Below are 24826 nucleotides of genomic sequence, written 5' to 3' on the forward strand. Positions count from 1 at the left end.
TTATTTTTTGACGTTGTTGTCTTGCCTATGCCTATTCATTTACTGATTGTCGATGCCCTGAACCTGATCCGCCGCATTCATGCCGTGCAAGGCTCCCCCTGTGTTAACGCTTGCAAGCATGCGCTTTTGCAGTTGATCCAGCACAGCCAACCCACCCACGCCGTCGCAGTGTTCGACGAGGACGACCGTAGCGAAAGCTGGCGTCATCAAATTCTACCCGATTACAAAGCCGGGCGGTCACCGATGCCGGACAACCTGCATCAGGAAATGCCGCAGCTGCGTCAGGCGTTTGCCGAACTCGGGGTGGCCAGTTGGCATTCAGCGGGCAACGAAGCGGACGACCTGGCCGCCACCCTGACGGCAAAGCTTGCCGCTGGCGGTCACCAGGTGACGATTGTCTCCACCGATAAAGGCTACTGCCAGTTGCTGGCACCCAGCGTGCAGATCCGTGACTACTTCCAGAAACGCTGGTTGGATATGCCGTTTGTCCAGCAAGAGTTTGGCGTGTTGCCACAGCAGCTAACGGATTATTGGGGGCTGGCGGGAATTGGCAGCAGCAAGATCCCAGGCGTTGCCGGTATCGGCCCCAAGACGGCGGTATTGTTGCTGCAACAGATGGGGAGTCTGGATGCTTTGTATCAACACCTGGAACAGGTGCCGGAAAAATGGCACAGCAGGCTGTTAGAACACCGTGAGCTGGCTTATGTCAGCAAGCAGGTCGCTACCTTACGTACCGATCTGACGCTGGACGGTAATCTGCAACAGTTACGTTTGCCAACACATTAAGGGCGCTACCCACGGCAGCGCCCTATCGTCTTACTCGCGCTCGTCGCGGCGGCCAGGAATGGCCGACCACATGCGGCGCACATGCACGGTGACCTCTTCCCGGTCATGGTACAGCTGCTTGGCGTGGATCTCTGCACTAATCCCTTCGTTGGCCAAGGCCTCGTGGATGCTTTGCAGGTTCTGAGCGACCTCTTCATAACGCTTTTTCATCGGCAGCTTCAGGTTAAAGATCGCCTCACGGCACCAACCTTTGAGCAGCCATTGGATCATCAGGCTGGTGACCTTGGCCGGCTTCTCTACCATATCGCACACTACCCAGTAGTTTTTGCTGGTGGTCGGTTCGAACCGGAAGCCATCGGCACGGTGATGGGTTACCTGCCCGGTATCCATCAGGCTCTGGGCCATCAGGCCATTGTCCACCGAATGCACCATCATGCTGCGTTTGACCAGTTGGTAGGTCCAACCGCCAGGGCACGCCCCCAGATCGACCGCAAACATCCCGCTGCCTAAACGCTCGTCCCATTCGTCCGCCGGGATGAAGACGTGGAAAGCCTCTTCCAGCTTCAACGTAGAGCGGCTTGGAGCATCGGACGGAAACTTCAGGCGTGGGATCCCCATATAGAACGGGGAGTTGTTGTTGCTGTAGGAATAGCCCACATAGCAACAACCCGGTGCGATGAAGAATACGTGCACCACCGGGCGAGAAGCGTTCTCACGAGCCATCAACACTTTCTGCTCGCGCATGGCGCTGCGCAGCGGCACGGTCAGCTTGCGGCAGAACTTCAGCAGCTCTTTGCTTTCGTTGGTATCCGGCACTTCGACCCGTAATTCACCGCCGCGATCGACCACGCCCATCAGCATACCGACAATCGGTGAAACCCGATCCTCCGGCGGCAAATCGCGCAGCAACTCACCCACCACCAACATCTGACGGGCAAAGATCAGTTCGCGGAACGGGATCTCTTTCGCCAGACGATCGGCATCATCCGGCTGATAGCACTCAAACAGCACATAGCCGCTGTTGTCTTTGACCCTGGCAAAACCAAACACTTCCAACTGGGCGGCCTTGTCGGTGATCTCTGCCGCACACTCTTTTTCAAACCCCTGGCGGCAGTACAACGCGATTTTATTCATGGCGCTCGGCCTTTTTCCTCAGACGCAAAGCGCCAATCAACATCAATGCCCAACCGATCAGGAAGCAGGTCCCGCCTACTGGCGTGACATAAACCCAAACCTTTTGGTGAGACAGCGCCAGACAGTACAAACTGCCGCTGAACAACACGGTGCCGAGCGCCAACAGCGCTCCGCTCCAATAAAACCACAGGTTGACCTGGCGCTGCATGGCAACGGCCAGTCCCAGGATCGCCAGAGTATGGAAACCCTGATATTCCAGCCCGGTGCGGATCCAGGCCATTTCATTGACCCCGAGTGCACTACTCAATACGTGCGCACCAAACGCGCCCAGAGCAACAAATACAAAACCACTGATAGCAGCAAAAATCAGCATAGAACGGCTACTCATCGTTATTCACCTTAGTCGAGATTAACCAGCCACAGCATCACGGCAGCCGGCCCTATTGTTCGTAGCGAAAGCGGAACTTTTCCTGTTCGCTGGCCGCACGCGCCAAGATCCATTGGCGGAAGGCGGCTATTTTACCCAGTTCTGCCTGGCTGTCATGACATACCAGATAAAAAGCGTTTTTACTTACCAGCACGTCGTTAAACGGGCACACCAACCGACCGGCTTCGATCTCGGTTTGCGCCATCACGTTATTCACCAGCGCAATCCCCTGGCCATGCACGGCGGCCTGAACCACCATAGCGCTATGGCTGAAGATCGGCCCTTGCTGCACGTTGATATGCTGTAACCCCAGTTGACGGGTGTATGCCAGCCAGTCGCGGCGTGAAGTATCATGCAGAAGCGTATGATAAGCCAGATCTCCCGGCACTTTCAGCGCATGATCGCCCATTAACAGGCTGGGAGAGCAAACCGGCAGCAGATATTCGGCGTATAAACGCTCGGTGCGCACTCCCGGCCAGTTGCCACGGCCATAAAAGATCGCTACGTCAACGTCATCCGCCAGTTTTTCTTCTTCGCGGTCAATGGCCTGGATGCGCACATCAATCCCCGGATAAGCTGAGTTAAAGCTGGAAAGGCGTGGCACCAGCCACTGAATGGCGAAACTGGGCGGCAGGCTGACCGTCAATGCCCCTTTGGCGCTGCGTGCCTGCAACTTGCGCGTTGCCTCGTTGATCGAAGAGAAAATCTCTTTGATATCGAGGTAGTAACTTTGCCCCTCTTCGGTCAGCAACAGCGAACGGTTACGCCGCCGAAACAGCTTCAGCCCCAGAAAATCCTCCAGTGACTTGATCTGATGGCTCACCGCCGCCTGGGTAACAAACAGCTCCTCCGCCGCCTTGGTAAAGCTCAAATGGCGGGCTGCCGCGTCAAAAACCCGCAGTGCGTTGAGAGGAGGGAGACGTTTAGACATGAATTGACCCTTGTGTATTGCAAACTACGGCGTTGTCAGTTGAATGCACAACAGCGACCACCAGGTCACTCCTCGGCTTTAGTTACATTTATGTAACAACTGGCCGACGGGTTTCGCAAACAGGATCAGGCCGCAAGATACATAACGCCAGTAGTCCATCCATGTGGACTATTGCCATTAGTTTTTTTAATCCGAGCCATTATAAATTGTCCGTTGAGGATGCGCCAGTAAATACCTATAGTGGCGGCACTTCCCGAGCCGGAACGAAAAGGGATTGGGTGTCGAGGACGCCGATGAACTTTTGGCTTTGTGGTTGTGATGTTGTGTTTGCAATTTGTCCGCCAATTCGGACATGGTAGCTAGGCTACTGTTTTTCACTTCCTGTACATTTACCCTGTCTGTCCATAGTGATTTTATGTAGCACCGCAAACTTTGCGGTGCTTTTTTTTGCCTGATGCTTACTGGTCACCCTCGACCATCTCTTTCACATCGGCACGGTTAATCTGCTGTTCAACACCGTTGGCGTCTTTGTAGCTGATCATCCCGGTATCGTCATCTACCTTGGGTTTCCCATCGGCGACAATGGTGCGCCCATCGCTGGTATGCATGACGTAGTTGCTTGAGCAGGCTGCTAAGGTAAACGTGAGCATCAGTGCAGAGATAACTGCGGCTGTCTTCTTCATTCTTGACTCCTTGTAGATAAAAATGCTGTAAAACTCATTTCTGTTATTTAAGGAACTCATTCCCGCGCCAATATTCAGCATAACAAACTTTCGTCAGATTTCCAGGAAACCGCGACAATTGTTCGGCATAACTTGTCTCTGGCGCGAAAATAGGACAGGATCAATGGCTGACAAAGCCACTGATAATCAGCCGATGACGCCTTTTGAGCCCACCTTGTTCCGCAGCCAGTTTCCGGCCCTTCAACAGGCAGGAATTTATCTGGACAGTGCCGCTACCGCGCTAAAACCGCAGGCGGTGATCGAAGCGACGCAGCAGTTTTACCGCGCTGACGCCGCCACCGTACACCGCAGCCAGCATCGCGCGGCGCAGGATCTGACTCAGCGTTTTGAGCAGGCACGCCAACAGGTCGCTACATTGGTTAATGCCCCAAGCTCGGACGATATCGTTTGGACACGCGGTACAACGGAAGCGATCAATCTGGTCGCACAAAGCTATGCTCGCCCACGCCTGCAGCCGGGAGATCAAATCCTGGTCAGCGAGGCCGAGCATCATGCCAACCTGATCCCATGGCTGATGGTAGCGGAACAGACCGGTGCTCAGGTGGTGAAGCTGCCGATAGGTGCCGATCGCCTGCCGGATTTGTCGCTGCTCCCTGCCCTGTTGTGCGAAAAAACCCGCATTCTAGCCCTGGGGCAAATGTCTAACGTCACCGGCGGATGCCCGGATATCGCACTAGCCATCAAGCTGGCCCACGCGGTGAACGCGGTGGTAATGATTGACGGCGCGCAAGGCATTGTGCATTGCCCAGCCGACGTCCAGCAGCTCGATATCGATTTCTACGCCTTCTCCGCGCATAAACTCTATGGCCCAACCGGTATTGGCGCGTTATATGGCAAGACCGCGTTACTGGCTCAAATGGGGCCGTGGCAAGGCGGGGGTAAAATGCTGACTCAGGCTTCTTTCAGCGGCTTTACGCCACAAAAACCACCGCACTGCTTTGAGGCCGGTACGCCGAATATTGCCGGCGTGCTTGGGCTGGGTGCCGCATTGAGCTGGCTGGAAACACAGGATATGGCCGCCGCTGAACAGTACAGCCGCGCCCTGGCGCAAAATGCCGAGCAGCGCTTGCAGCAGCTACCAGGATTTCGCAGCTTCCGCAGTTCCGGCTCCAGCGTACTGGCATTTGATATTGCCGGGATCCACCACAGCGATATCGTCACCCTGCTAGCCGAACAAAATATCGCGCTACGCGCGGGCCAACACTGTGCCCAGCCCCTGATCGCCGCATTAGGAGTGAGCGGAACACTGCGCGCGTCATTTGCGCCTTACAATACGCCAGAAGATGTCGATGCCCTGGTGCTGGCGTTAACCAACGCCATCGAACTACTGGCCGAATAAGATGCAAAACCAAGAACCTATGTTTGCCCCACACCCTTTTGGCCGTGAAATTACCGCGCCAACGCTGATAGCAACGTTCAGCGCGCTAAAACAGTGGGAAGATCGTTACCGCCAACTGATCATGCTGGCAAAACGCTTGCCGCCACTGGCAGCAGAGTTACGGCATGAGGAGATGGAACTGAGCGGTTGTGAAAACCGTGTCTGGCTGGGGCATCAATTGCTGGCTGATGGAACACTGCATTTTTATGGCGACAGCGAAGGGCGCATTGTGCGCGGCCTGCTGGCGATCTTGCTGACTGCTGTCGAAGGCAAAACGCCGCAACAGGTATTGGCCACCGATCCCCTGGCCTTGTTCGATCAGTTGGCACTACGTGCTCAACTCAGCGCCACCCGAGCCAGCGGCCTGGCAGCCTTGGCCGCCAGGGTGCACACCATCGCTGCCAGCTATGCCTGACGCGCCGCCTTTGCCACCATCTTCTTCAGCGCGTGGGAGACGGCAATAAAGCCAAAGGTCGCGGTGACCATGGTCGCCGCACCAAAACCGGCGCTGCAATCCATTTTCTTCGGCCCTTCTGCGGTACTGCGAGAGGCGCACACAGAACCATCAGGCTGTGGATATACCAATGGCTCGGTAGAGAAGACACAATCAATGCCCAGCTTGCCCTTGCTGTTTTTCACCACGTTAAAGTCGTTCTTCAACCTTTCGCGCAGTTTGGCTGCCAGCGGATCCTGAATGGTTTTAGCCAGATCGGCCACGGCGATCTGCGTAGGATCGATCTGCCCACCGGCACCGCCAGTCGTCACCACCGGGATCTTGAAGCGGCGGCAATAGGCCAACAACGCCGCTTTTGGCCGCACGCTGTCGATGGCATCAATCACATAGCTGAAGTTATGGTTCAGCAACTCGGCGACGTTATCCGGGGTAATAAAATCATCCACGCAGGTTACCTGGCATTCCGGGTTAATCGCCAGGATCCGCTCCGCCATGACTTCGGTTTTCGACTGGCCAACATGCTGGCGCAGGGCATGGATCTGCCGGTTGGTGTTGGTGACGCATACGTCATCCATGTCGATCAGGGTGATCGCGCCAATGCCGGTTCTTGCCAGTGCTTCTGCTGCCCATGAGCCGACGCCACCAATGCCGATCACACAAACGTGTGCCTGGGCAAACAACGCCAATGCCGACTGGCCATACAGGCGTGCCGTGCCGCCAAAACGCTGCAAATAGGCCTCTGAATAGGCTGTGCTCATGTTGTTTTACTTACCTTGGTTGCTAAATAGTCAGGGCCGGAAGATCCGGCCCTGCGGGTCAAACTTGATGCCATGGTACTCAGCGAGTAACCAGTTGGGAACCACTCGAGGCAGACAGGGGTTGATTGGTGCTGAACAACTGCGCCCCGGCGTTGCCGCCTTTCAAGACCCAGACCCGGCCATAGTGGTTATAGAACCCCGCCGAGTGACCGGCTTCCGGGCCGATCCCCTGGTACATATCAAAGTGCTGGCCTTTAATGGCCCCACCCACGTCGAGCGCGACCATCAGGCGCATCTCATATTTTCCCGTGAATTTACCCTTATTGTCCAGTAACGGGACTTCTGCCAGCAACGTCGTACCTGCCGGGATCAGAGAGCGATCGGAAGCCACGGAGGCTTTGGCAATCAGCGGCACCGCGCTGGCCCCTTTCACCGGAGCGAATGGCACCGGGTGGAAGAACACGAACGACGGGTTTTGTTCCAGCAGTTCACGCACTTCGGCTTCGCTATGGGTATCCGCCCAATGGCGAATGGCCTGCATCGACATATCGGCCTTGGCCACTTCACCGCGATCGATCAACACCTTGCCGATACTGCGGTAGGCATGACCGTTCTTGCCGCTATAGCCAAAGAACACCAACGGCTGGCCGTTGCCGAAATCGACATAACCGCTGCCCTGCACTTCCATCATAAAGTTATCCATCAGGGAGTTGGTGTAAGCGATGATGTAGCGGCTATCCAGCGCCCCGGAGTAAATACCGGCACGATCGGGCAGACGGCGCTTACCTTTACCTGGCATGCTGTACAGCGGGTAGCGGAATTCGCCCTGCTGGGTATAACGCGCCTGTAACACCGGAGTGTAATAGCCAGTGAACTGGACGTTGCCATAGCTATCGACACCTTCCATCTGATAGGCGCTGAGGCCGAACTGGCTCAGTTGACGCGTATCCGCCCCTGACGCCATCCAGCTCTGTACTGCCTGATAGGTGGAGTTGTTTCGGTTAAACAGCGACGGCGACGCGTATTTTATCTCCATCAGTTGGTTGGAGTAATCCTGGCCGTTGATCGGGGCTCCTCTGGCATTGGGGCGATTCACCAACTCCAGCGACTGATCCAGATGACCATCTTTATACTGCTGCCCCCGGTCGGTCGGTTTTGACGAACAACCGGCCAGCACCGCAATCACTACCCCACCCAGCAGGTATTTGCCCCAACGTCCTTTCATTGCACACTCTCTCAGACTGATATGTTCGATACCCGATGGATGCGGGTAAACTGGCTGAACGATAACAAACGGCCATAGATAAAGGAATCGCTACCGCTAAAAATTCCCAGCTAGATGATTATGATGAAATAAAACGCAAATTGGGGACTAATGCAGCATAAAAATGGCTTTCGATGAATTATATGCAAAAAGGGATTGCATCAAAACGTCTGGAGAGTATAGTGCGCTTCCATCGGACGCGGGGTGGAGCAGCCTGGTAGCTCGTCGGGCTCATAACCCGAAGGTCGTCGGTTCAAATCCGGCCTCCGCAACCAACCGATACTGTGATGACGGTATCAAATAAATGTTGGCTTCGATGAAAGAAAAGGTATTATACGGACGCGGGGTGGAGCAGCCTGGTAGCTCGTCGGGCTCATAACCCGAAGGTCGTCGGTTCAAATCCGGCCCCCGCAACCAACCGATACGGCAATGGCGGTATCACATGAAGGGTTGGTTCGATAATATCAATATCAAGACGGACGCGGGGTGGAGCAGCCCGGTAGCTCGTCGGGCTCATAACCCGAAGGTCGTCAGTTCAAATCTGGCCCCCGCAACCAATCTTGATAACATCAGACAAGCACCTTAACGGGTGTTTTTTTGTATCTGAATTTCCCCTCTTCCTTAGTCAGACCACGAGCCCTTCCTTGGGCGACGTGAGTGTTAACTGCGTGCCAAAGCCCCGCCGTTGGCGAAATAGGCTTTGATCCCCGCCAGAATCGATTCCGCCACCTGCTGCTGAAAATGGCTGGTGCGCAGCTTGCGCTCTTCTTCCAGATTGCTGATAAATGCCGTTTCCACCAGGATCGACGGGATATCTGGCGCTTTCAATACCGCAAAACCGGCCTGATCGACGCGATTCTTGTGCAGGCGGTTAATTTTCCCCATCCGGTTCAGCACTTCCTTACCGAATTTCAGGCTGTCGTTGACAGTGGCGGTCTGCAACAGATCGAACATAGTGTGATCCAGGTAGCGATCGCCACTCTTGCTGACCCCGCCAATGTCATCGGCGGCGTTCTGGGTTTGCGCCAGAAACTTGGCGGCGTTGCTGGTTGCCCCTTTGGTGGAAAGCGCAAACACCGACGACCCCCGTGCTGCACGGTTGGTAAAGGCATCGGCATGGATCGAGACAAACAGATCCGCCCGCTGCTTACGCGCTTTGGCTACCCGTACCTTTAATGGAATAAACACGTCTTCATTACGCGTCATAAACACTTTCATGTTTGGCTCGCGTTTAATCAACGCGCTGAGACGCCGGGCGATCTGCAACACGATATCTTTTTCACGGGTTTTATTTTTGCCGATGGCTCCGGGATCTTCACCGCCATGCCCAGGATCGAGCATGATCACAATCGGCCTATCGCGCCCCGCCTTACCAGCCTGCGGCGCTTCTGCCGGTAACGTCCGCGCCACATCGCCCTTGTTGTAATCTTCCAGCAATGCCAGCAGCGGATCATACTCTTCACCGCTGCCGCCCTTGGTGGGATAGAGATCCATCACCAGGCGGTTACGATATTCGGCAACGGGTGCCAGGGTAAACATATTCGGGCTGACGCTTTGCTTGAGTTCCAGCACCAGCCTGACGGTATTCTTGTCGAACTGCCCGACCCGCGCCTGTTGCAGATAGGGATCTTCTTTGCGCACCTGCCCGGCAATACCTTTAAGCACGCTATTGAGCTGCACCCCTTCCACATCTACCACGATGCGGTCTGGGTTGCTCAGGGCAAACTGTTTGTATTTCAGTGGAATATTGGATTCCAGCGTTACTCGGGTATAGGTTGAGGAAGGCCAGACACGTACGGCAATCACATGAGAAGCAGCGGCGAAACCAACGCGACTCACACTCAGCAACCAGGTTGCGGCCACCCCCTGTAATAAACGACGGCGACCCAGATTGTGATTAGAGTTAGGCATGCGCCTCCGGTGAAAATAATGACTAAAAAAACAGCAAAAATAAACAATGGCGAAAACTTTACCCAATACATTCAGCGCTGTCATCAGAAAATGTTTTTATGATCTTTCAATTTATTAATCAGTTAGCGTATCGGGCGCTAAAATTCGCTGCAATTGCCGCTTGCCTTCGGCGCAAGAAAAGAATAAAAATACAAAAATACCGTATAAATATGCAAAAGAGGTCTTGCCGTGAAGGAACGTAGTACAGAGCTGGTGCAAGGATTTCGTCACTCGGTTCCCTATATCAATACTCACCGTGGCAAGACCTTTGTCGTCATGCTGGGCGGCGAAGCTATTGAACATGAAAACTTTTCCAGTATCGTCAACGATATTGGGCTGTTACATAGCCTGGGCATTCGTCTGGTGGTGGTCTACGGCGCACGACCGCAGATTGACAGTAATCTGGCGCAGCATAACTACGAACCGATTTACCACAAGCATACCCGTGTCACCGACGCCCATACGTTGGAGCTGGTCAAGCAGGCCGCCGGCTTGTTACAACTGGATATTACCGCCCGGCTTTCCATGAGCCTGAATAACACCCCGCTGCAAGGGGCCCACATCAACGTGGTCAGCGGCAACTTCATCATCGCCCAACCGCTGGGCGTGGATGACGGCGTCGATTATTGCCACAGCGGCCGTATCCGCCGTATTGATGAAGAAGCCATTCATCGCCAGTTGGACAGCAAGGCTATCGTGCTGATTGGCCCGGTGGCGGTATCGGTAACCGGCGAAAGCTTTAACCTGACCTCGGAAGAAGTCGCCACCCAGTTGGCGATCAAGCTGAAGGCCGAGAAAATGATCGGCTTCTGCTCATCACAAGGGGTGACCGATGAGGAAGGCAATATCCTTTCCGAACTGTTCCCCAACGATGCGCAAAAACGTATCGAGCAGTTGGAAGAGGCCGGTGATTACCATTCCGGCACCGTGCGCTTCCTGCGCGGCGCGGTAAAGGCCTGCCGCAGCGGGGTACGCCGTAGCCACCTGATCAGCTATCAGGAAGATGGGGCGCTGGTACAGGAGCTATTCTCACGCGACGGGATCGGTACCCAGATCGTGATGGAGAGTGCCGAGCAGGTGCGCCGGGCAACCATCAACGACATCGGTGGCATACTTGAGCTGATCCGCCCACTTGAGCAGCAAGGGATATTAGTACGTCGTTCGCGTGAACAGTTGGAAATGGAGATCGACAAGTTCACGATTATCGAACGCGATAACCTGACCATCGCCTGCGCGGCGCTCTATCCGTTCCCGGAAGAGAAGATTGGTGAAATGGCCTGCGTGGCGGTGCATCCGGATTACCGCAGTTCGTCGCGGGGTGAGATGCTGTTGCAACGGGTAGAGAGCCAGGCGCGCCAGATGGGGCTACAAAAGCTGTTTGTGCTGACCACCCGCAGCATTCATTGGTTCCAGGAGCGCGGCTTCACCCCGGCGGAAGTCGACGTGCTGCCGATGCAGAAGCAGGCTTTATATAACTACCAGCGCCGCTCGAAAATCTTGTTAGCCGACCTTTAGTCGGAGTCAATGTTAAAGGCCAGGGCATGGTTAACCCTGGCCTTAGCTACGTTTCCGCTATCAGTCGATCAATCGGCGGATCAGTTCCAGCAGCGCGACTAGCGCTTTCAGAACGATGAGAACTTTATCGATCAAAGTTTTCATCCGTCTCTCCATCATATGGAGCAAGGTGATTACCGTTTACCCTTACACTGCCTGTCACGATAACTGCCTATACTGTTAGATATTGACGCCCTTACCCCGGCCAAGGTACTAAAACCGGCACCACCCGTATTTCAGCCAGGACTTAAAAAGCGTTTACGCGCATGCCGAAGAAAAAGCAGCCAACAGAGCTAACGAGAAAATTGTACATAATTTGTTGGCTTTTGACATTACCGAACACCAACGCTACAATCGTTAACGTTAGATATTGACGCCCTTTTCGGCCAGGATCACAATCCTATGCTGGAACATTGAAAAAACCTGACCTCACCAGTCAGGTTTTTTTACGTCTGTAGGGGAAGTCGACGAACAGTGTTGAGGAAGAGGGGGAGTCCAGAGCTGCGGGTAGGTGCAGATGTCAGTTTGTAGCACATTCAGTCCTCTCTCCCCCTTGGCTTAGGATGAGGGCAAGCACTCGCCTTAATTGACAAGCATTCCCTCACCAGACGGTTTTCTCACGTCTGGATTTCGCCTAAACTAGGAAGCTACGTTACGTGCTGATAGATAGGGAAAACTATCATGTTTGATCGTTCACTGATCTTTTTTTATGGCCTCATACTCTGTTTTGGTATCTATAATTTTATAAAAATAAAACGTGATAACAAACGTTATTCTATCATGGCATATCTATTATCCCTGCTAGCAAGCATGGTGTTCGCCTCTTTTATTTATGACTTTGGGACAGGTCCCTGGTGTGTTTCTGCTTTTGTTCTGTCTTATTTTTTAAACTTCTTCGTCATTATTATTTTCATGGTTTCAACCTATTTCCTAAGAAAAAAACGCTTCAACAATAGCGTGAAAATGGTGAAAAACAAAGGTGCTGGATACCTTGAGAGCTTATGCTCCAACGAACCTGATGATCGTTGGCATAGCCTGCATTGGCACGTTGCTTATTCCCCACAACAAAATACACTGGAAATTGCAGCAGATATTTATCACAGCGAATTCAAACTGAATAAGAAATTTTTTAGCCGGACGTTAACGGGAAGAACACTAAAATTTATTCCTGAGTCACTAACAAGTACCTTTACTCTTGAGCAGACCGCAATATGTCCATTAAAACAGTTTATGCAACACAGTGAGGAAGCCCGCGAGCTGGTAATAAGCTACGCCGAGGCGATAAAAAATGATTTACCCGAGCCATGGGTTCTGCATAAGCAAGAGAGTTGATGGCCGCCCTGCGACCATCGGTGACTACTTACCAATCTGCAAACGTTCCGCCAATCCACTGCGGCGTTGGGTAGGGGTGCGAATAGCGCTCACCAGAACCTTGTCTACCGCATACAACGAAAGCTGCTGGCGTGCGCGGGTAATGGCGGTATAGACCAGCTCGCGAGTCAGCACCGGCAGAAAATGGTTCGGCAACACCAGCACCGTATGGTCGAACTCCGAACCCTGTGATTTATGTACCGTCATCGCATAGGCGGTTTCATGCGCCGGTAAGCGGCTAGGCTGTACCGATTTGATGCTGCCGTCCGGCAATTGGAAATGCACGCGCAGATCGCCGTCCTCTCCAGGTAATGCAATGCCAATATCACCGTTAAACAGCCCCAGCGCGCTATCGTTGCGGCCAATCATCACTGGCCGCCCTAAATACCAACGCCCGGCAGGGCCAGGATTGCGACGAATCAAGCCCGCACGCTGCAAGCCGGTTTCGATACGTTCGTTCAGCCCGGCAACGCCGAACGGCCCTTCACGCAAGGCACACAGTAACTGGAATCGACCAAAGGCATCCAGGATCGCCGCGGCCCCTGCTCCTTCAGCAACCAGCCGCAGATAGTCGCGATAACCGACAACGCAGCTATCCAATAACCGTTGATAATCTTCCGTTTCTTGTAGTGGGTATCCCGCCACGTCGGCATAGCTGCCTTTCAATGATGCCAAGGCTCGCTTGCTGTCGCCAGCATTCACCGCCAAGGCCAACTGACCAATGCCGGAGTTGGCATCAAAGCGATAGCTCTTGCGCAGCAGGCAAAGGCTATCGCGTACCGCGGCTTCGGCCTGCGCGGGTTGTCCTTGCAATGGGCAACCGGTCAAACGCGCCAGCTGTGCCGCACGGGCCTCGCTATATCCCTGCTCGGCAAACCGGCAGATATCCCCCAGCACGGCTCCAGCCTCCACCGAGGCAAGTTGATCGCGGTCGCCAAGGAAGATAACTCGCGCCTTCGGGGGTAAGGCAGCTATCAGCCTGGCCATCATGGGTAAATCCACCATCGAAGCCTCATCCACTACCAGCACGTCCAGATGCAGCGGATTTCCCCGGTGATAGCGCATGCGCTGGCTGTTGGGCTGAGCCCCCAGCAAGCGGTGCAACGTCGCCGCCTCCGTCGGGAATAAGGCCCGCTGCTCCGGGGTCAACTCCAACCGGCGGCTGGCGCTGCCCAGGGATTCGGTGAGACGGGCCGCCGCTTTACCGGTAGGTGCAGCAAGCTGAATGCGCAGACGCTCTCCGTCCGCCAACTGCACCAGCGCCGCCAACAGTTTGGCAACGGTGGTGGTTTTGCCGGTGCCTGGGCCGCCGGAAATAATCGCGATGCGCCGCGTGGCCGCTACCGCTGCGGCAATCTTTTGCCAATCGGCTTCGTCCGTAGCCTCACCAAATAATCGGTCGAGAATGGTGCGTAATTGCGCCTCTTCAAGTGCCTCTGGCACGCTATCACTACTGATAAACGTGGCCACTTCACCTTCGCTCTGCCACATGCGCTGCAGATAAAGCCGTTGCTGTTGCAGCACCATCGGCGTTGCCGTACTGCCATCGCTAATCGCTGGCGATACAGCCAGACGCTGCTGCCAACTCGCTACATCCGGTTGCCCACAGGCCTGCCAGGCGGCCAAGGCCAACTCCGGCTGACGGCCATCAAACAGGTTTTCCGGCAACAGCTGTTCGAGCAGCAGGCAAACGTGGCCCGCCCCGGCCTCCGCACTCAGGCAGGCCGCGGCCAGCAGGATATCGGGTTCATCTTCGTTGGCCACCACCTGGGCAAATTGCACGTCCAGCGGGCGCAAAGCGCCCAGTGCCAACGCCTGATGCAAAATCTCAATCATTGCCCATCCTCAACCTCGGCCGTTTCACCGCTAAACAGACGATCCATTCCTGCAATCAGGGCAAATTCCGGGCGACAGGTAAAAATACCGTTACCCGCATGCTCGGCATCTACCCCGCGTAAAAACAGATAGATCACGCCACCAAAATGGCGCTGGTAATCGTAATCGGCCAGGCGATGTCCCAAGTAGCGGTGCAATGCCAAGGTATAGAGTTGGTATTGCAGATCATAACGGTGCTCAGCCATCGCCCGCGCCATCGCTTCCTGGGTGTAGGCGCTGCTGTCTTCGCCCAGCCAGTTCGACTTGTAATCCAGCAGGTAATATTTGCCCTGCCAGCAGAACACCAGATCGATAAAGCCTTTCAACATGCCCTGCACCTGTTGGAAATCCAGCGCTGGGCAGCCTGCAGACAGGGGATCGTAGCGTTTTACCAGTTCATCCAACTGCCGCGCTTGCAGCAGGCCGCCGATCGGCAGATAGAACTGCAACTCGGCCTGCCTGGCTCCCACCGGTAAGGCAGAAAGCGCAACACCGCTGTCATTAAGTGGCGCATTCAGCAGCACCTGCATCCAGCCAGATAATACCGGCAACCAATGATCCTCTAGCCCTTGATGCTGTAACTGCTCCAGCAACCACGGTTCATCTAACGGCTGGGTAAAATCCAGTTCCTCAAACAGGCTGTGCAGAAAAGTGCCGGGGGCCGCGCCGCGTGGGAAAGTATGAGGGGTCAACGCCGGTGGTTTAGCCATATCGCGCTCACCTACAGCATCAACGTCCAGGCGCGGCAACAGCTCCTGCATCCGGCTGGATCCGTGCTGTTGCAGGCCGGTATAGCTGGTTACCCGCCAGAAGTCCTGCATTCTGCGAGGAAACTGATTGGCCGCCAACTCAGCCGCTGCCACCATCTGCGGCTGCCAGATCTGTTCACCCGGCGCATCCACCAGCGACAGCGCAATGCCTTGGGTTGCCAGCTGCTGTAGGCAGGTTTGCAGATAGGCCGCATCACCCGCTTGACCCGCTTGCACCAGATAGCCCAGCGCGCTGCGATGCAAATCCGTATCGCCCTGCTTCTTGCGCGTGCCGAGGAACAACGGCGCGATGCCGATACTACAGTGGTAGACCGAACGGGTGAGGGCCACATACAGCAGGCGTAAATCTTCCGCCAGGCGCTCCTCTTCCGCCCAGGCCACGCTTTCTTCGTTGGCATTAAGATCCAGCAGGGCTTTAAAGGTCTGACGATCGTGGTACAACACCTGCTGCTGCTGGCGGAAATTCCCCACAAAAGGCAGCCACACCAGATCGAATTCCAGCCCTTTCGATTTGTGGATGGTGATCACCTGCACCAGATGGCGATCGCTTTCCAGCCGCAACTGCTGATTGTCCGATTGGCGGTTTGGTTGCGCGATCTGCTGTGCCAACCAGCGCACCAGCGCATGCTCGCCGTCCAGTTGCGCCGTGGCTTCCTGCAACAGTTCCCCCAGGTGCATGACGTCGGTCAAACGGCGCTCGCCCCCAGGACTGGCCAGCAGATTTTCAGCCAGGTGCCGCTTGGCCATCACCTCGCGCAGCATCGGCAACACGCCACGCCGCAACCAATGGCTACGATAATCATCAAACTCGTTGACCAAATTATCCCAGGCCCGTTCATCATGGTTCAGCTCATCCAGCGTCAGGGCATCCAGCCCTAACAGCCCGGTGGCCATAGCGCTACGCAGGGTTCGCTCCTGTTCAGGAGCCAGCACCGCCTGCAATAGCCACAGCAAATCTTTGGCTTCTGGTGTATCAAACACGCTGTCACGGTTGGAAAGGTAAACCGAGGGAATGGCTAACGCACTGAGTGCATCACGCACCAACGCCGCTTCGGCACGGCTGCGCACCAAAATGGTGATATCCGATGCCTGAACGGGGCGGCGTTGCTTCCCCTTGAGCAGCCAGGCCTCACCGGCTTGCCCGGCACTCAGCCAGTCACGGATCTGCGCCGCACAACGGCGGGCCATTAATTGTTGGTAATCACTTACTCCCGCCCCATCCCCCGGCTGTAACCAGAATTGCATGGCCGGCTGCGCTTTGTTGTGCCACTCGAAGACCAGTTGTTGATTCTTCGGCGCGGCGGCCACCTCAATAAACGGGATTTGGCCAAACAGGAACGGCTTTTCCACCTGGGCAAACAGGCGGTTCACGCTGCTAACCATCGCTGGTGATGAGCGCCAGTTGGTCTCCAAGGTATAGTGGGCACTTACCTCTGAACGAGCCTTCATATAGGTAAAAATGTCTGCCCCACGGAAGGCGTAAATGGCCTGCTTGGGATCGCCGATCAGCAACAGGCCGCACTCTTCCCGGCCGACATACAGTGTCTGGAAGATGCGATATTGCTGTGGGTCGGTATCTTGAAACTCATCGATCATCGCCACCGGATAACGCTGGCGGATCGCCTGCGCCAATTGTTCACCACCGGCGCTTTGCAGCGCGGCATCCAGCCTGCTGAGCAGGTCGTCGAACCCCAGTTCGGCCCGCTGGCGTTTTTCCTGTTGAATAGAGAGGCGTATTTCACTCAATGCTCGTGCCATGATCAGGTCACGCAGCGTCAGTGGCTCGGCAAACAGCTCATCAACGGCCACAAACAGCGGATGACGCGGAGCCTCGCCTTTTTTGGTCTTCTCCAACAGCACCGATTGGCGGAACTTCTCCAGCTCTTTGGGTAACTGATAATCCTCGGTGGTCTGCCCGGCCCATTCCCCCACCTTATTCAGCCAGTTGGGTAAATGTTTGCTGCTGTAGCTGCGTTTGTCGACGCCAGACTGACTGACGAGCGCTTCCAGATCGGCCGCCGCTGCCTGCCATTGCCCCTTGAGGGCATCAATGCGTGCGACGATCTGTTCATGACGCATCAACACCGTTTCGTCATCTTTTGGCGGCTGACGTAGGGTGGGCGCCTCGCCGTGCAGATAGCCAGCAAGGTCGCTCAGCAGAGCCTCTGGACCGCTCCACTCCTGGCTAACCGCGCGAGCAACGCCCAATGGCAATGGGTAGCAGTGACGCCGCCAAAAATCGGCGCAGGCCTGACGGCGCAACGGCAGTTCATCCTGCACCAGCGTCTGTTCGAACAGAATGCCGGACTCGAATGCGTTGTGAGTAAGCATTCGCTGACAAAAACCGTGAATAGTGTAGATCGCGGCTTCGTCCATCTGGCGCTCGGCGGCCAACAATTGCGCAGCCGCCTCCGACAAATCATCAATTTCCGCCATCAACGCGCTAAATAGCGGGTCTGAGCTATGCCTGCGAACACAGGCAATTCGTAATGCATGGATATTGCTGCGGATGCGGCCCCGAAGTTCCTCCGTGGCCGCTTCGGTAAAGGTTACAACCAGGATTTCTTCTACCGTGAGCGGCCGCGGAAACGCCGCTGCCTGGCCTAAGCCAAGCAGCAAGCGCAGATACAACGCGCCGATGGTGAAGGTCTTCCCTGTCCCTGCCGAGGCCTCGATCAGCCGTTCACCAAACAGCGGTAACGTCAGTGGATCAAGCCGCTGAGGAACCCCTTTCGTCATGGCTGCGCCACTTTACGAGGCAGCGTTTTTTGCAGTGCCGAAGCATTAGGATAGGTCACCCACCCCTCACCCGGTGCCGCAAAATCGGCTTTCTGCTGGCTGCTGCCACTCACCTGCGACAGTAGTGCCAACCCCTGTGGCTTGATCACCGCCTGATGGAAGTAATCCGCCAGTTTGGCAGGCGTCAAAGTCTGGACCTGAGCGATCAGCTTCTCGCGGGTATCGAAGGCAAAGTTACCGCGATCGAAATCGCTACTGAAACGCCCGGCTTCTTCGCCCAGAGTTTGCGGACGCTGTTGCAGTTCATTGATCATCGCCTGTTTGTATTGGGCGAAATCGGCATCACTCAGCTCGCGCAGACGCTTTTCCGTCTTCGGATAGAAGTCCTGGTAGCGCTGATAGAGATAGGCTGGCTGCTTGCTGTTGCTTTGCAACAGGAAGCCGATGCCCCACTGGCGGCCAACCGGCATCGCAAAGGAGAATACCGCATAGCCAAGCTGCTCCTGGGTACGTAATTGGCTGTAGAACCACGGCTGGATGATCTGCCCCAGCAATGAGCTATACGCCATGCTGGTCACTTCATCATACCCCGTTGGGACATACACCGCCGCCAGCGCCGAGTCGGTGCTGCTGCCAGGGCGTTGCAGGTTGGCAAACTGGTTTTTATCGATCACCACGTTTTCACCGTGCCACCACTCCACACCGGTACAACCCAGGTTGTGTTTCAATGAGGAAGCCAGCGTATCCACCTGCTGCTTGCTCATATTGCCCACGACCAATAACTCCGGCGTGGCCTCGGCCATCAGGCTGTTGCGGTAGGCCAGCACGTCTTGCAACGTCAGGGTTTTCAGTACTTCGCGACGCTCGCTACGTTCGGAGTAAGGCACACGGGACAGCATCTGTACCGGCTGGATCGCCAGCTCAAAGGCTTTGCCTTTCTCGGCTGAATCCAGCTGCTCCAGATACCAGGATTTAGCCTGCTCGAACTGCTCTTGCGTTGGGGTAAAGTTGGAATAGCCTTCAATCAGCGAAGTCAGCAGTTGTGGCAAACGCTGGGTAAAACCATTGGCGCTAAACATCAGGCCGTTATTCGGGGAAGTCGAGAAGCTGATCCCACCAACAGAAGCCTGATAGCTCAACTCATCGAGCGAGATCCCCGCCAGATAATCCATCAACGAGAACAATACCTGATTACGCGCGGAGTCCATGGTTTTGGCGTTACGCAGCGCTACCGTTACATCGGCCTTGGGTTCATCGGCAAAATAGCGGCTCGGCATATACAGCACCCGCAGCCCTGGCTGGTTTACCACCATTTCTGGCTTGGTGAACTCATGTGAGGGCTTGTTGAGGGTAAATTCATCCGGGATATAAGGGTTCAGCCCCGGCAACGAAAGCGCGATCCCTTTACCCAACTGCTGCCATTTCTCAAAGCGTTGTGCACTGATTTTTTCTACCTGATAAGGGGCCTCAACAAAGTAAGCCGTTTTGTTGTGCGGTTCATTCGGGCTGACAAACCAGATGCGCGCATTTTCCGGCGTCATCTGACCCAGCCGCTCAGCAATGGCTTTAGGATCGTAGCGATCGGCCAGATAAGGCGCATCCAGCGTATGTTCCACCGGTACGCGCAGCATGGTGTCCACCAGCCACTCGATGTAGTTCATGTCGCGGGTAATCGACGGATAGCGGAAATCCAGGTTCAGCACATGGGCTATTTCGTCAAAATAGCTTTGCTTGATCCCTTCACCACGCAGCATTTGCAGATAGCTGAAGATGGCTGCCACCACCTTATCGCGCTCCGCCAACCCTTTGTCGGTCAGAGAAACGCTGATTGAGAACACGCCACCGTTGCGATCGATCATCGGATCGGCACCGGCATTGATGGCGTCTGCCAACCCCTGCTTCTGTAGCCAGTCTGACAGCGTGTTGGTGCTACGATTGCCAATCAGATAACTGATATAGGTATCGGTTTTGCTACGGAACTCGGCGCTGTTGTTATCGATACGGAATTCGACCTTCAGCTGCTTGCGCGGCTGTGCCGGGACATAATGAATGATGATGCCCTGTTGTTCTGCGGTAACCGCTGGAACGGTGATCGGTGGCACTTTCGCATCGTGGTTTGGGATGCGGCCGAAGGTTTTGACCGCCAACGCACGCAGCTCAGGCAAGGATTGGTTGCTATACAGCACCCCTTTCATCAGGTTGGCTGAATAGTAACGCTGATAAAAACTGATGAGTTCGTCATGCAGCTTACTGCCTGGCTTATCCTGCAACGTCTCGAGGTTGCCACCAGAAAAACGTGCGCTCGGGTGAGCCGGATTGAGCGTTTCTGCCCCGACCTGCGCCATGCGCATACCGTCACGGGAGCGTGCCATCGTCAGTTCGGCATTCACCGCATTGCGTTCACGGTCCGCATTGCCCGGATCCAAAATGGGTTCGGCAATGGCATCGGCCATACGATCGACGGCGGGTTCCAACGCGTCGTTTTCTACTTCCAGATAATAAGCGGTGCGATAAGACGCGGTGCTGGCATTATGGCTACCACCGTGCTTTTTCAAAAACTCGGAGAGGTTTTCGGGTTCTGGATAACGCTTAGAGCCCATCAACACCATATGTTCCAGGTAATGAGCCAGGCCAAGTTGGCTATTGGGATCTTCCAGCGAGCCTACCGGCAGCGCCAGGGCAGCCAATGATTTGGGGGCCAACGCGTCGGACACCAGCAACACGATCATGCCGTTATCCAGCTTGATCGCCTGGTACTCGCGCGGATCGTGATCGCTTTTGTTGATCTTTTCCGCCAGCGGTTGCCATCCCTGTGCGGCCCAGCTTAACGGTGCCCAAAACATCATCAATAACATCAACCCGGTAACGCGGGTCAACAGTCTGCGCATATCCAAAATAAACCCCTGTTCTCTGGCTATCACGCCAACTCCCTGACGATGACAGCACGGTGCAAATGACACAACCGAAAGTGATGCCCAATGAAATTCAATTTCTAACTCAAAGCATTACGGTTCTAAACGCTTAACCAACTATAGCCCACATCGCTGGGGCGCAGTGTACACAGCTCTACAACGTATATGCCGATACCCTTCGTCTTTCAAGCTGCAGCGTTGTTACCTGCACCCAGTCACTTACCCAAAAGTAAGCTCCTGGGGATGGGTAAGCTTGTCGCCTAGCTGCAACTTGAAATCCATAGGGTAATACGTTATGTAAGACCGGATTTGCCCCCATTGGTTGAGCATAAAACCATTTTATTTTTACCATCTCCCGCCAACCAGTGCCACCAAGGGATGGTTACCCCAGATTATGGCGGGCAATGGGCAGCAGATAACGCTCGGTTTCGGACAGGATCTGTTCAAGGCGAACATTATCCATCTGCCGGAAAACGCGCTGGGTATATGGATCTGCCCCTTCGCCAGGGATACGCTGATCGCCCTGCCAGGCTTGCAGCAGCTTGGCACGTGCCTTGACCTGTACCTCTTCATCCCAGTCAATCTGCTGCGTTTGTGCCTGATAACACTGGCTCAACCACGCCCAACCGCTTTTATTGAGCAGCATCAGCGGTTGTGACAGGCCGCGGCGGTAACCCGCCACCAGTTCGGCCAACTGCGCGTGGGCCTCCTCACTTGGCAATGCGGCAAAACGCCAGGTGGAGTTCTTGCTGCCAAACATGCGGCTTTCCCCGCTCCCGCCAACGCAGCAATACACCAGATGTTCCAGCCAGAGCAAGATACCGTCGACGGCCGAAAGCGTTGCGGGCCGCCAGCGTAGCAAGCCATCCTGCTGCACCTGATGCAGCCAGCCGGTGATACGCATGCCCGCCACGTCGATGTCCAACTCCAGGCTGCCGTTCTCCTGGCGCTGTTCACGCACCCGCTCGGCCAGCTCTGCCATTTCTTCCTGCTGCTTTTGCCAATAAATCTCGCCAAAGGCGCCGTAAGGTAATCCCCCCGATGCGCGCACCCGTTGGTATAACTTACTTTCATCCTCCCCCTCGATCAGCGTGTTCAGCAATTGGCTGTTGAACTGATAGCGGCTGAGATTATCCAGCGTAAAAGGTTCGTCTTCCGGCAGCTCGGTCTCTTCCAGCACGAAGTTAACGCCCAGACGTAGCTGGAAGAAGGCACGGATGGGATGGCGGTAAAAGCGTAACAGTTCATCAAGCGCTAGTTGGGTTTTCTCTTCAGCCATCAGCGGTTGGTTAAACTGCGGATGCGCGGCACCACGGCCATCGGCTGCCGCGAGCCATTCTGCCGCATAGCTTTGATCTTCACTCCCCGGCAGGAAGTTTTCGGCCGCAAACGGCATACGGGCATGGCGTTTAAGCAAGTGCTCACCGACTCTGTCCGCGCTACCGTCCGCATCAAGCCCCTCATCACCGGGCAAGCAATAGCTTTGTTGCAGATATTCCAACAATTCGGTGACCAGCACCGAAGGATAGCGCTCGCTGTTATCCTGAATGGAGCGGCCGATAAAGCTGATATATAGCCGCTGCTGGGCGGAAAGGATCGCCTCCAGGAACAGGTAGCGGTCATCGTCACGGCGGCTGCGATCGCCCCGCTTGATTTGCTGTGCCATCAGGTCAAACCCCAACGGCGGCAAAGTACGGGGATAAACGCCATCGTTCATCCCCAACAGGCAGACCACCTTGAACGGAATTGAGCGCATTGGCATCAGGGTACAGAAGTTGATCTGGCCAGCCAGGAAACGCTGGCTGATGCGTTGCTGATCGAGCCGCGCGGCCAATTCATCACGCAGCAGCGTCAGCGGGACGGCATCGGGATAGCGCGCCGCCAGGCCAAAACTGGCTACCTTCTGCCACTGCTCTTCGATCAGCGCCAACGCCTCCTCGGTTTCGCTGTCGGTGGCAAAAAAACTATTGAGCAACTGACGGCACAGCGGCAACCATTCGGCTAACGGCCGCTCTTCACTCAGGATCTGCCGCCAACGGCTGAGCTGCGCCAACAGATCGGCCAGTTGCCCGGCCAATTCGGCCACCAGCCCGCTGGACTCATCATAAGGTAATACACCCTGCCAATCCCCAGCGTTACTGTCCATGGCGTAACCCAGCAGCATCCTCGTCAGGCCGAAGCGCCAGGTATGTTGCCCGGTTGCAGGCAGATCCAGCTCACGCACGTTGTCATCATCCAAACCCCAACGCACCCCAGATTCGCCGGTCCAGTGACGCAGCAGGCTCAGCCCCTCTTCCTGGATCGAGAATCGCGCCGCCAGCGCGGGCACGTCCAACAGCGCCAGTACCTGCTCTGAGGTAAAGCGGCTTTGCGGCAGATCCAGCAAGGAGATGAAGGCTTGCAACGCCGGATGCGCCTGCCGGGCCTTGCGATCGGAAATGGCAAACGGCAGGTAGCGCCCGGCGGGAGCATTGCCAAACACCGCTTGAATATACGGGGTGTAGCTGTCGATATCCGCCACCATCACAATGATGTCACGCGCGGTCAGCTGCGGATCTTCAGCCAGCATGGCCAGCAGTTGATCGTGTAACACCTCAACTTCGCGCTGCGGGCTATGGCAGGCATGCAGACTGATGGAGCGATCCTGCGGATCGAGCTGGCGTTTATTATCGCTACGCTCCAGAGTTTCCGGCGTAGTACCAATCAGTGCATGATCTTCCAGCTCCAGCATGTCGTGCTGAATGGCGTGCAGCAGGTTATCTGCCGGGATCTCCACAAAGGCATCCACTTCCTGTACCGCCTCCATCTGCGACAGTAAATACAGATGATCGCGTCCCAGTTTTCCCCAGGAAGCCAACAGCGGGTTACTCAGTTGCTGTTCACCTTCGGCATCAAATAGCTGGGCTGCCTGTTCCGGCTGACGGAACAAGCCTTGCTCCCGTGCCTGGTGATAATGGCGGCGTTTGCGGCTCTGCAAGCGGGCCAGAAAGGCGTAGTCCTGAATATCGCCCCAGTAATAGCGACAAGGGTTGGTAAACATCAGGTGAATATCGATATGTTTGCCCAAGGCCTGTAACGCTTCCAGGTAGATGGGCGGTAAGGCAGAAATCCCACAGATAAACACCCGTGGCGGCAGCCCCGCCGGGCATTGAGTGGTATTTTCCAACGCGCTGATAAAGCGGCGATACAAGTTGGCACGGTGCCATTCTGGCTGGCCCAGTTGATGGGTATATTCCACCAGCCGATGCCACAGGGGAGCTTGCCAGCTTTGCGCCTCTGCCAGTCCGTCAACCTCTTCCCCGCGTTGCCAGCTCTCCAGCCACTGCGGGCGATAAACCAGATATTGGTCAAACAAATCGGCAACTCGCCCGGCAAGCTGGTGGATCTTGCGCTTGTCTGCGTCATCGGTCAGGTAATGCTGCAAAGGAGCAAATTCCGGCCGCGCCAGCATCTCTGGCAACAGCCACATCAGCTTCCAGGTCATGGCATCTTTACTAAAGGCGCTCTCTTTGGGAATACCTGGCAGTACTTTGGTGAACATGTTCCAGATAAAGGTCGCCGGTAGCGGGAAGACAATATTCGCGGCAATACCAAACTGTTCGGCCAGTTGCATCTGTAACCACTGCGCCATGCCTGGGCTTTGCACCAGCACCACTTCCTGTTGGAACGGATCGGTCAAAGGTTCTCTGGCTATCAGCGCGCTGGTCAGCGTTTTCAGCAAGTCCAACTGATTGGAATGATAAACCGTAAACATGAGGCTCCTTGGAAGCGAAAAAGTGC

17 protein-coding genes and 3 tRNA genes are annotated in these 24826 nt (G+C 55.4%); 8 read left to right on the forward strand and 12 right to left on the reverse strand.

Features of this window, described 5'->3' with window-relative positions; translation table 11 throughout:
• Positions 1-27: 27 nt before the first annotated feature.
• Complete coding sequence (gene xni, locus ACRDCA_RS01770; RefSeq protein WP_438688046.1) at positions 28-786, forward strand: flap endonuclease Xni; 759 nt, start codon at positions 28-30, stop codon at positions 784-786.
• 30 nt (positions 787-816) lie between these two features.
• On the opposite strand, the gene rlmM is transcribed toward xni, so the two are convergent.
• The 4 genes from rlmM to ACRDCA_RS01790 all read right to left on the reverse strand — a co-directional run bounded on the left by rlmM (position 817) and on the right by ACRDCA_RS01790 (position 3961).
• Positions 817-1920, reverse strand: coding sequence for a 23S rRNA (cytidine(2498)-2'-O)-methyltransferase RlmM (gene rlmM / locus ACRDCA_RS01775; protein ID WP_025120863.1), 1104 nt, complete (start codon positions 1918-1920; stop codon positions 817-819).
• Positions 1913-2308 carry a DUF423 domain-containing protein gene (locus ACRDCA_RS01780; RefSeq protein ID WP_438688047.1) on the reverse strand — a complete coding sequence of 132 codons (396 nt, stop codon included), beginning with the start codon at positions 2306-2308 and terminating at the stop codon, positions 1913-1915. Before ACRDCA_RS01780 ends, rlmM begins: the two co-directional genes overlap by 8 nt.
• 52 nt (positions 2309-2360) lie before the next feature.
• Positions 2361-3278, reverse strand: a complete 918-nt coding sequence (locus ACRDCA_RS01785; protein WP_024484298.1) for a transcriptional regulator GcvA — start codon at positions 3276-3278, stop codon at positions 2361-2363.
• A gap of 458 nt (positions 3279-3736) precedes the next feature.
• Complete coding sequence (locus ACRDCA_RS01790) at positions 3737-3961, reverse strand: YgdI/YgdR family lipoprotein (protein ID WP_438688048.1); 225 nt, start codon at positions 3959-3961, stop codon at positions 3737-3739.
• 193 nt (positions 3962-4154) lie between these two features.
• Here ACRDCA_RS01790 and csdA point away from each other — a divergent pair, with 193 nt between their 5' ends.
• The gene (csdA, locus tag ACRDCA_RS01795; RefSeq protein ID WP_438688096.1) at positions 4155-5360 is read left to right on the forward strand and encodes a cysteine desulfurase CsdA; all 1206 of its coding nucleotides are present in this window, start codon (positions 4155-4157) and stop codon (positions 5358-5360) included.
• Between the two features lie 19 nt (positions 5361-5379).
• Positions 5380-5814: a cysteine desulfurase sulfur acceptor subunit CsdE gene (gene csdE, locus ACRDCA_RS01800; protein WP_438688097.1), complete on the forward strand. Its 435-nt coding sequence runs from the start codon at positions 5380-5382 to the stop codon at positions 5812-5814.
• Here csdE and tcdA read toward each other — a convergent pair.
• Positions 5805-6611, reverse strand: a complete 807-nt coding sequence (tcdA, locus tag ACRDCA_RS01805; protein ID WP_438688049.1) for a tRNA cyclic N6-threonylcarbamoyladenosine(37) synthase TcdA — start codon at positions 6609-6611, stop codon at positions 5805-5807. The genes csdE and tcdA overlap by 10 nt on opposite strands.
• A 79-nt stretch (positions 6612-6690) precedes the next feature.
• The gene (gene mltA / locus ACRDCA_RS01810) at positions 6691-7836 is read right to left on the reverse strand and encodes a murein transglycosylase A (RefSeq protein ID WP_438688050.1); all 1146 of its coding nucleotides are present in this window, start codon (positions 7834-7836) and stop codon (positions 6691-6693) included.
• A gap of 237 nt (positions 7837-8073) precedes the next feature.
• Here mltA and ACRDCA_RS01815 point away from each other — a divergent pair.
• The 3 genes from ACRDCA_RS01815 to ACRDCA_RS01825 all read left to right on the forward strand — a co-directional run bounded on the left by ACRDCA_RS01815 (position 8074) and on the right by ACRDCA_RS01825 (position 8432).
• Positions 8074-8150 (forward strand) — tRNA-Met (locus ACRDCA_RS01815).
• A gap of 65 nt (positions 8151-8215) precedes the next feature.
• Positions 8216-8292, forward strand: a tRNA-Met gene (locus ACRDCA_RS01820).
• A 63-nt stretch (positions 8293-8355) separates the two neighbouring features.
• Positions 8356-8432: transfer RNA gene (locus tag ACRDCA_RS01825), tRNA-Met, on the forward strand.
• A 103-nt stretch (positions 8433-8535) separates the two neighbouring features.
• Here ACRDCA_RS01825 and amiC read toward each other — a convergent pair.
• Positions 8536-9786, reverse strand: a complete 1251-nt coding sequence (amiC, locus tag ACRDCA_RS01830; RefSeq protein WP_025120855.1) for an N-acetylmuramoyl-L-alanine amidase AmiC — start codon at positions 9784-9786, stop codon at positions 8536-8538.
• Between the two features lie 228 nt (positions 9787-10014).
• On the opposite strand from amiC, the gene argA reads away from it, so the two are divergent.
• On the forward strand, positions 10015-11340 hold the full coding sequence (gene argA / locus ACRDCA_RS01835; protein ID WP_438688051.1) for an amino-acid N-acetyltransferase: 1326 nt from the start codon (positions 10015-10017) through the stop codon (positions 11338-11340).
• Positions 11341-11400: 60 nt separating this feature from the next.
• On the opposite strand, the gene dinQ is transcribed toward argA, so the two are convergent.
• Entirely contained in the window at positions 11401-11499 is a 99-nt protein-coding gene (dinQ, locus tag ACRDCA_RS01840; protein WP_371822059.1) for a damage-inducible type I toxin DinQ, read from the reverse strand.
• 561 nt (positions 11500-12060) lie between these two features.
• Between dinQ and ACRDCA_RS01845 the strand changes: the two genes are divergently transcribed.
• Positions 12061-12711 (forward strand): hypothetical protein, encoded by a 651-nt coding sequence (locus ACRDCA_RS01845; protein ID WP_438688052.1) that lies wholly within the window; start codon positions 12061-12063, stop codon positions 12709-12711.
• A gap of 24 nt (positions 12712-12735) precedes the next feature.
• Here ACRDCA_RS01845 and recD read toward each other — a convergent pair whose 3' ends face one another.
• From recD to recC, 4 genes are all read right to left on the reverse strand, one after another.
• Positions 12736-14586 carry an exodeoxyribonuclease V subunit alpha gene (gene recD / locus ACRDCA_RS01850; protein ID WP_438688053.1) on the reverse strand — a complete coding sequence of 617 codons (1851 nt, stop codon included), beginning with the start codon at positions 14584-14586 and terminating at the stop codon, positions 12736-12738.
• Positions 14583-18134 (reverse strand): exodeoxyribonuclease V subunit beta, encoded by a 3552-nt coding sequence (gene recB / locus ACRDCA_RS01855; protein WP_438688054.1) that lies wholly within the window; start codon positions 18132-18134, stop codon positions 14583-14585. Before recB ends, recD begins: the two co-directional genes overlap by 4 nt.
• Positions 18131-21022: a pitrilysin gene (gene ptrA / locus ACRDCA_RS01860; RefSeq protein ID WP_438688055.1), complete on the reverse strand. Its 2892-nt coding sequence runs from the start codon at positions 21020-21022 to the stop codon at positions 18131-18133. Before ptrA ends, recB begins: the two co-directional genes overlap by 4 nt.
• Before the next feature lie 406 nt (positions 21023-21428).
• The gene (gene recC / locus ACRDCA_RS01865) at positions 21429-24800 is read right to left on the reverse strand and encodes an exodeoxyribonuclease V subunit gamma (protein ID WP_438688056.1); all 3372 of its coding nucleotides are present in this window, start codon (positions 24798-24800) and stop codon (positions 21429-21431) included.
• Positions 24801-24826 lie beyond the last annotated feature (26 nt).

The organism is Serratia sp. (in: enterobacteria) (genome assembly GCF_051654945.1).
Taxonomy (GTDB): domain Bacteria; phylum Pseudomonadota; class Gammaproteobacteria; order Enterobacterales; family Enterobacteriaceae; genus Chania.

Coding starts and splice junctions, on each gene's coding strand:
- ACRDCA_RS01790 (WP_438688048.1), bottom strand. CDS start 3,961: ATGAAGAAGACAGCCGCAGTTATCTCTGCACTGATGCTCACGTTTACC.
- ptrA (WP_438688055.1), bottom strand. CDS start 21,022: ATGCGCAGACTGTTGACCCGCGTTACCGGGTTGATGTTATTGATGATG.
- dinQ (WP_371822059.1), bottom strand. CDS start 11,499: ATGATGGAGAGACGGATGAAAACTTTGATCGATAAAGTTCTCATCGTT.
- recC (WP_438688056.1), bottom strand. CDS start 24,800: ATGTTTACGGTTTATCATTCCAATCAGTTGGACTTGCTGAAAACGCTG.
- recB (WP_438688054.1), bottom strand. CDS start 18,134: ATGACGAAAGGGGTTCCTCAGCGGCTTGATCCACTGACGTTACCGCTG.
- ACRDCA_RS01780 (WP_438688047.1), bottom strand. CDS start 2,308: ATGAGTAGCCGTTCTATGCTGATTTTTGCTGCTATCAGTGGTTTTGTA.
- xni (WP_438688046.1), top strand. CDS start 28: ATGCCTATTCATTTACTGATTGTCGATGCCCTGAACCTGATCCGCCGC.
- tcdA (WP_438688049.1), bottom strand. CDS start 6,611: ATGAGCACAGCCTATTCAGAGGCCTATTTGCAGCGTTTTGGCGGCACG.
- csdE (WP_438688097.1), top strand. CDS start 5,380: ATGTTTGCCCCACACCCTTTTGGCCGTGAAATTACCGCGCCAACGCTG.
- amiC (WP_025120855.1), bottom strand. CDS start 9,786: ATGCCTAACTCTAATCACAATCTGGGTCGCCGTCGTTTATTACAGGGG.
- mltA (WP_438688050.1), bottom strand. CDS start 7,836: ATGAAAGGACGTTGGGGCAAATACCTGCTGGGTGGGGTAGTGATTGCG.
- rlmM (WP_025120863.1), bottom strand. CDS start 1,920: ATGAATAAAATCGCGTTGTACTGCCGCCAGGGGTTTGAAAAAGAGTGT.
- recD (WP_438688053.1), bottom strand. CDS start 14,586: ATGATTGAGATTTTGCATCAGGCGTTGGCACTGGGCGCTTTGCGCCCG.
- csdA (WP_438688096.1), top strand. CDS start 4,155: ATGACGCCTTTTGAGCCCACCTTGTTCCGCAGCCAGTTTCCGGCCCTT.
- ACRDCA_RS01845 (WP_438688052.1), top strand. CDS start 12,061: ATGTTTGATCGTTCACTGATCTTTTTTTATGGCCTCATACTCTGTTTT.
- ACRDCA_RS01785 (WP_024484298.1), bottom strand. CDS start 3,278: ATGTCTAAACGTCTCCCTCCTCTCAACGCACTGCGGGTTTTTGACGCG.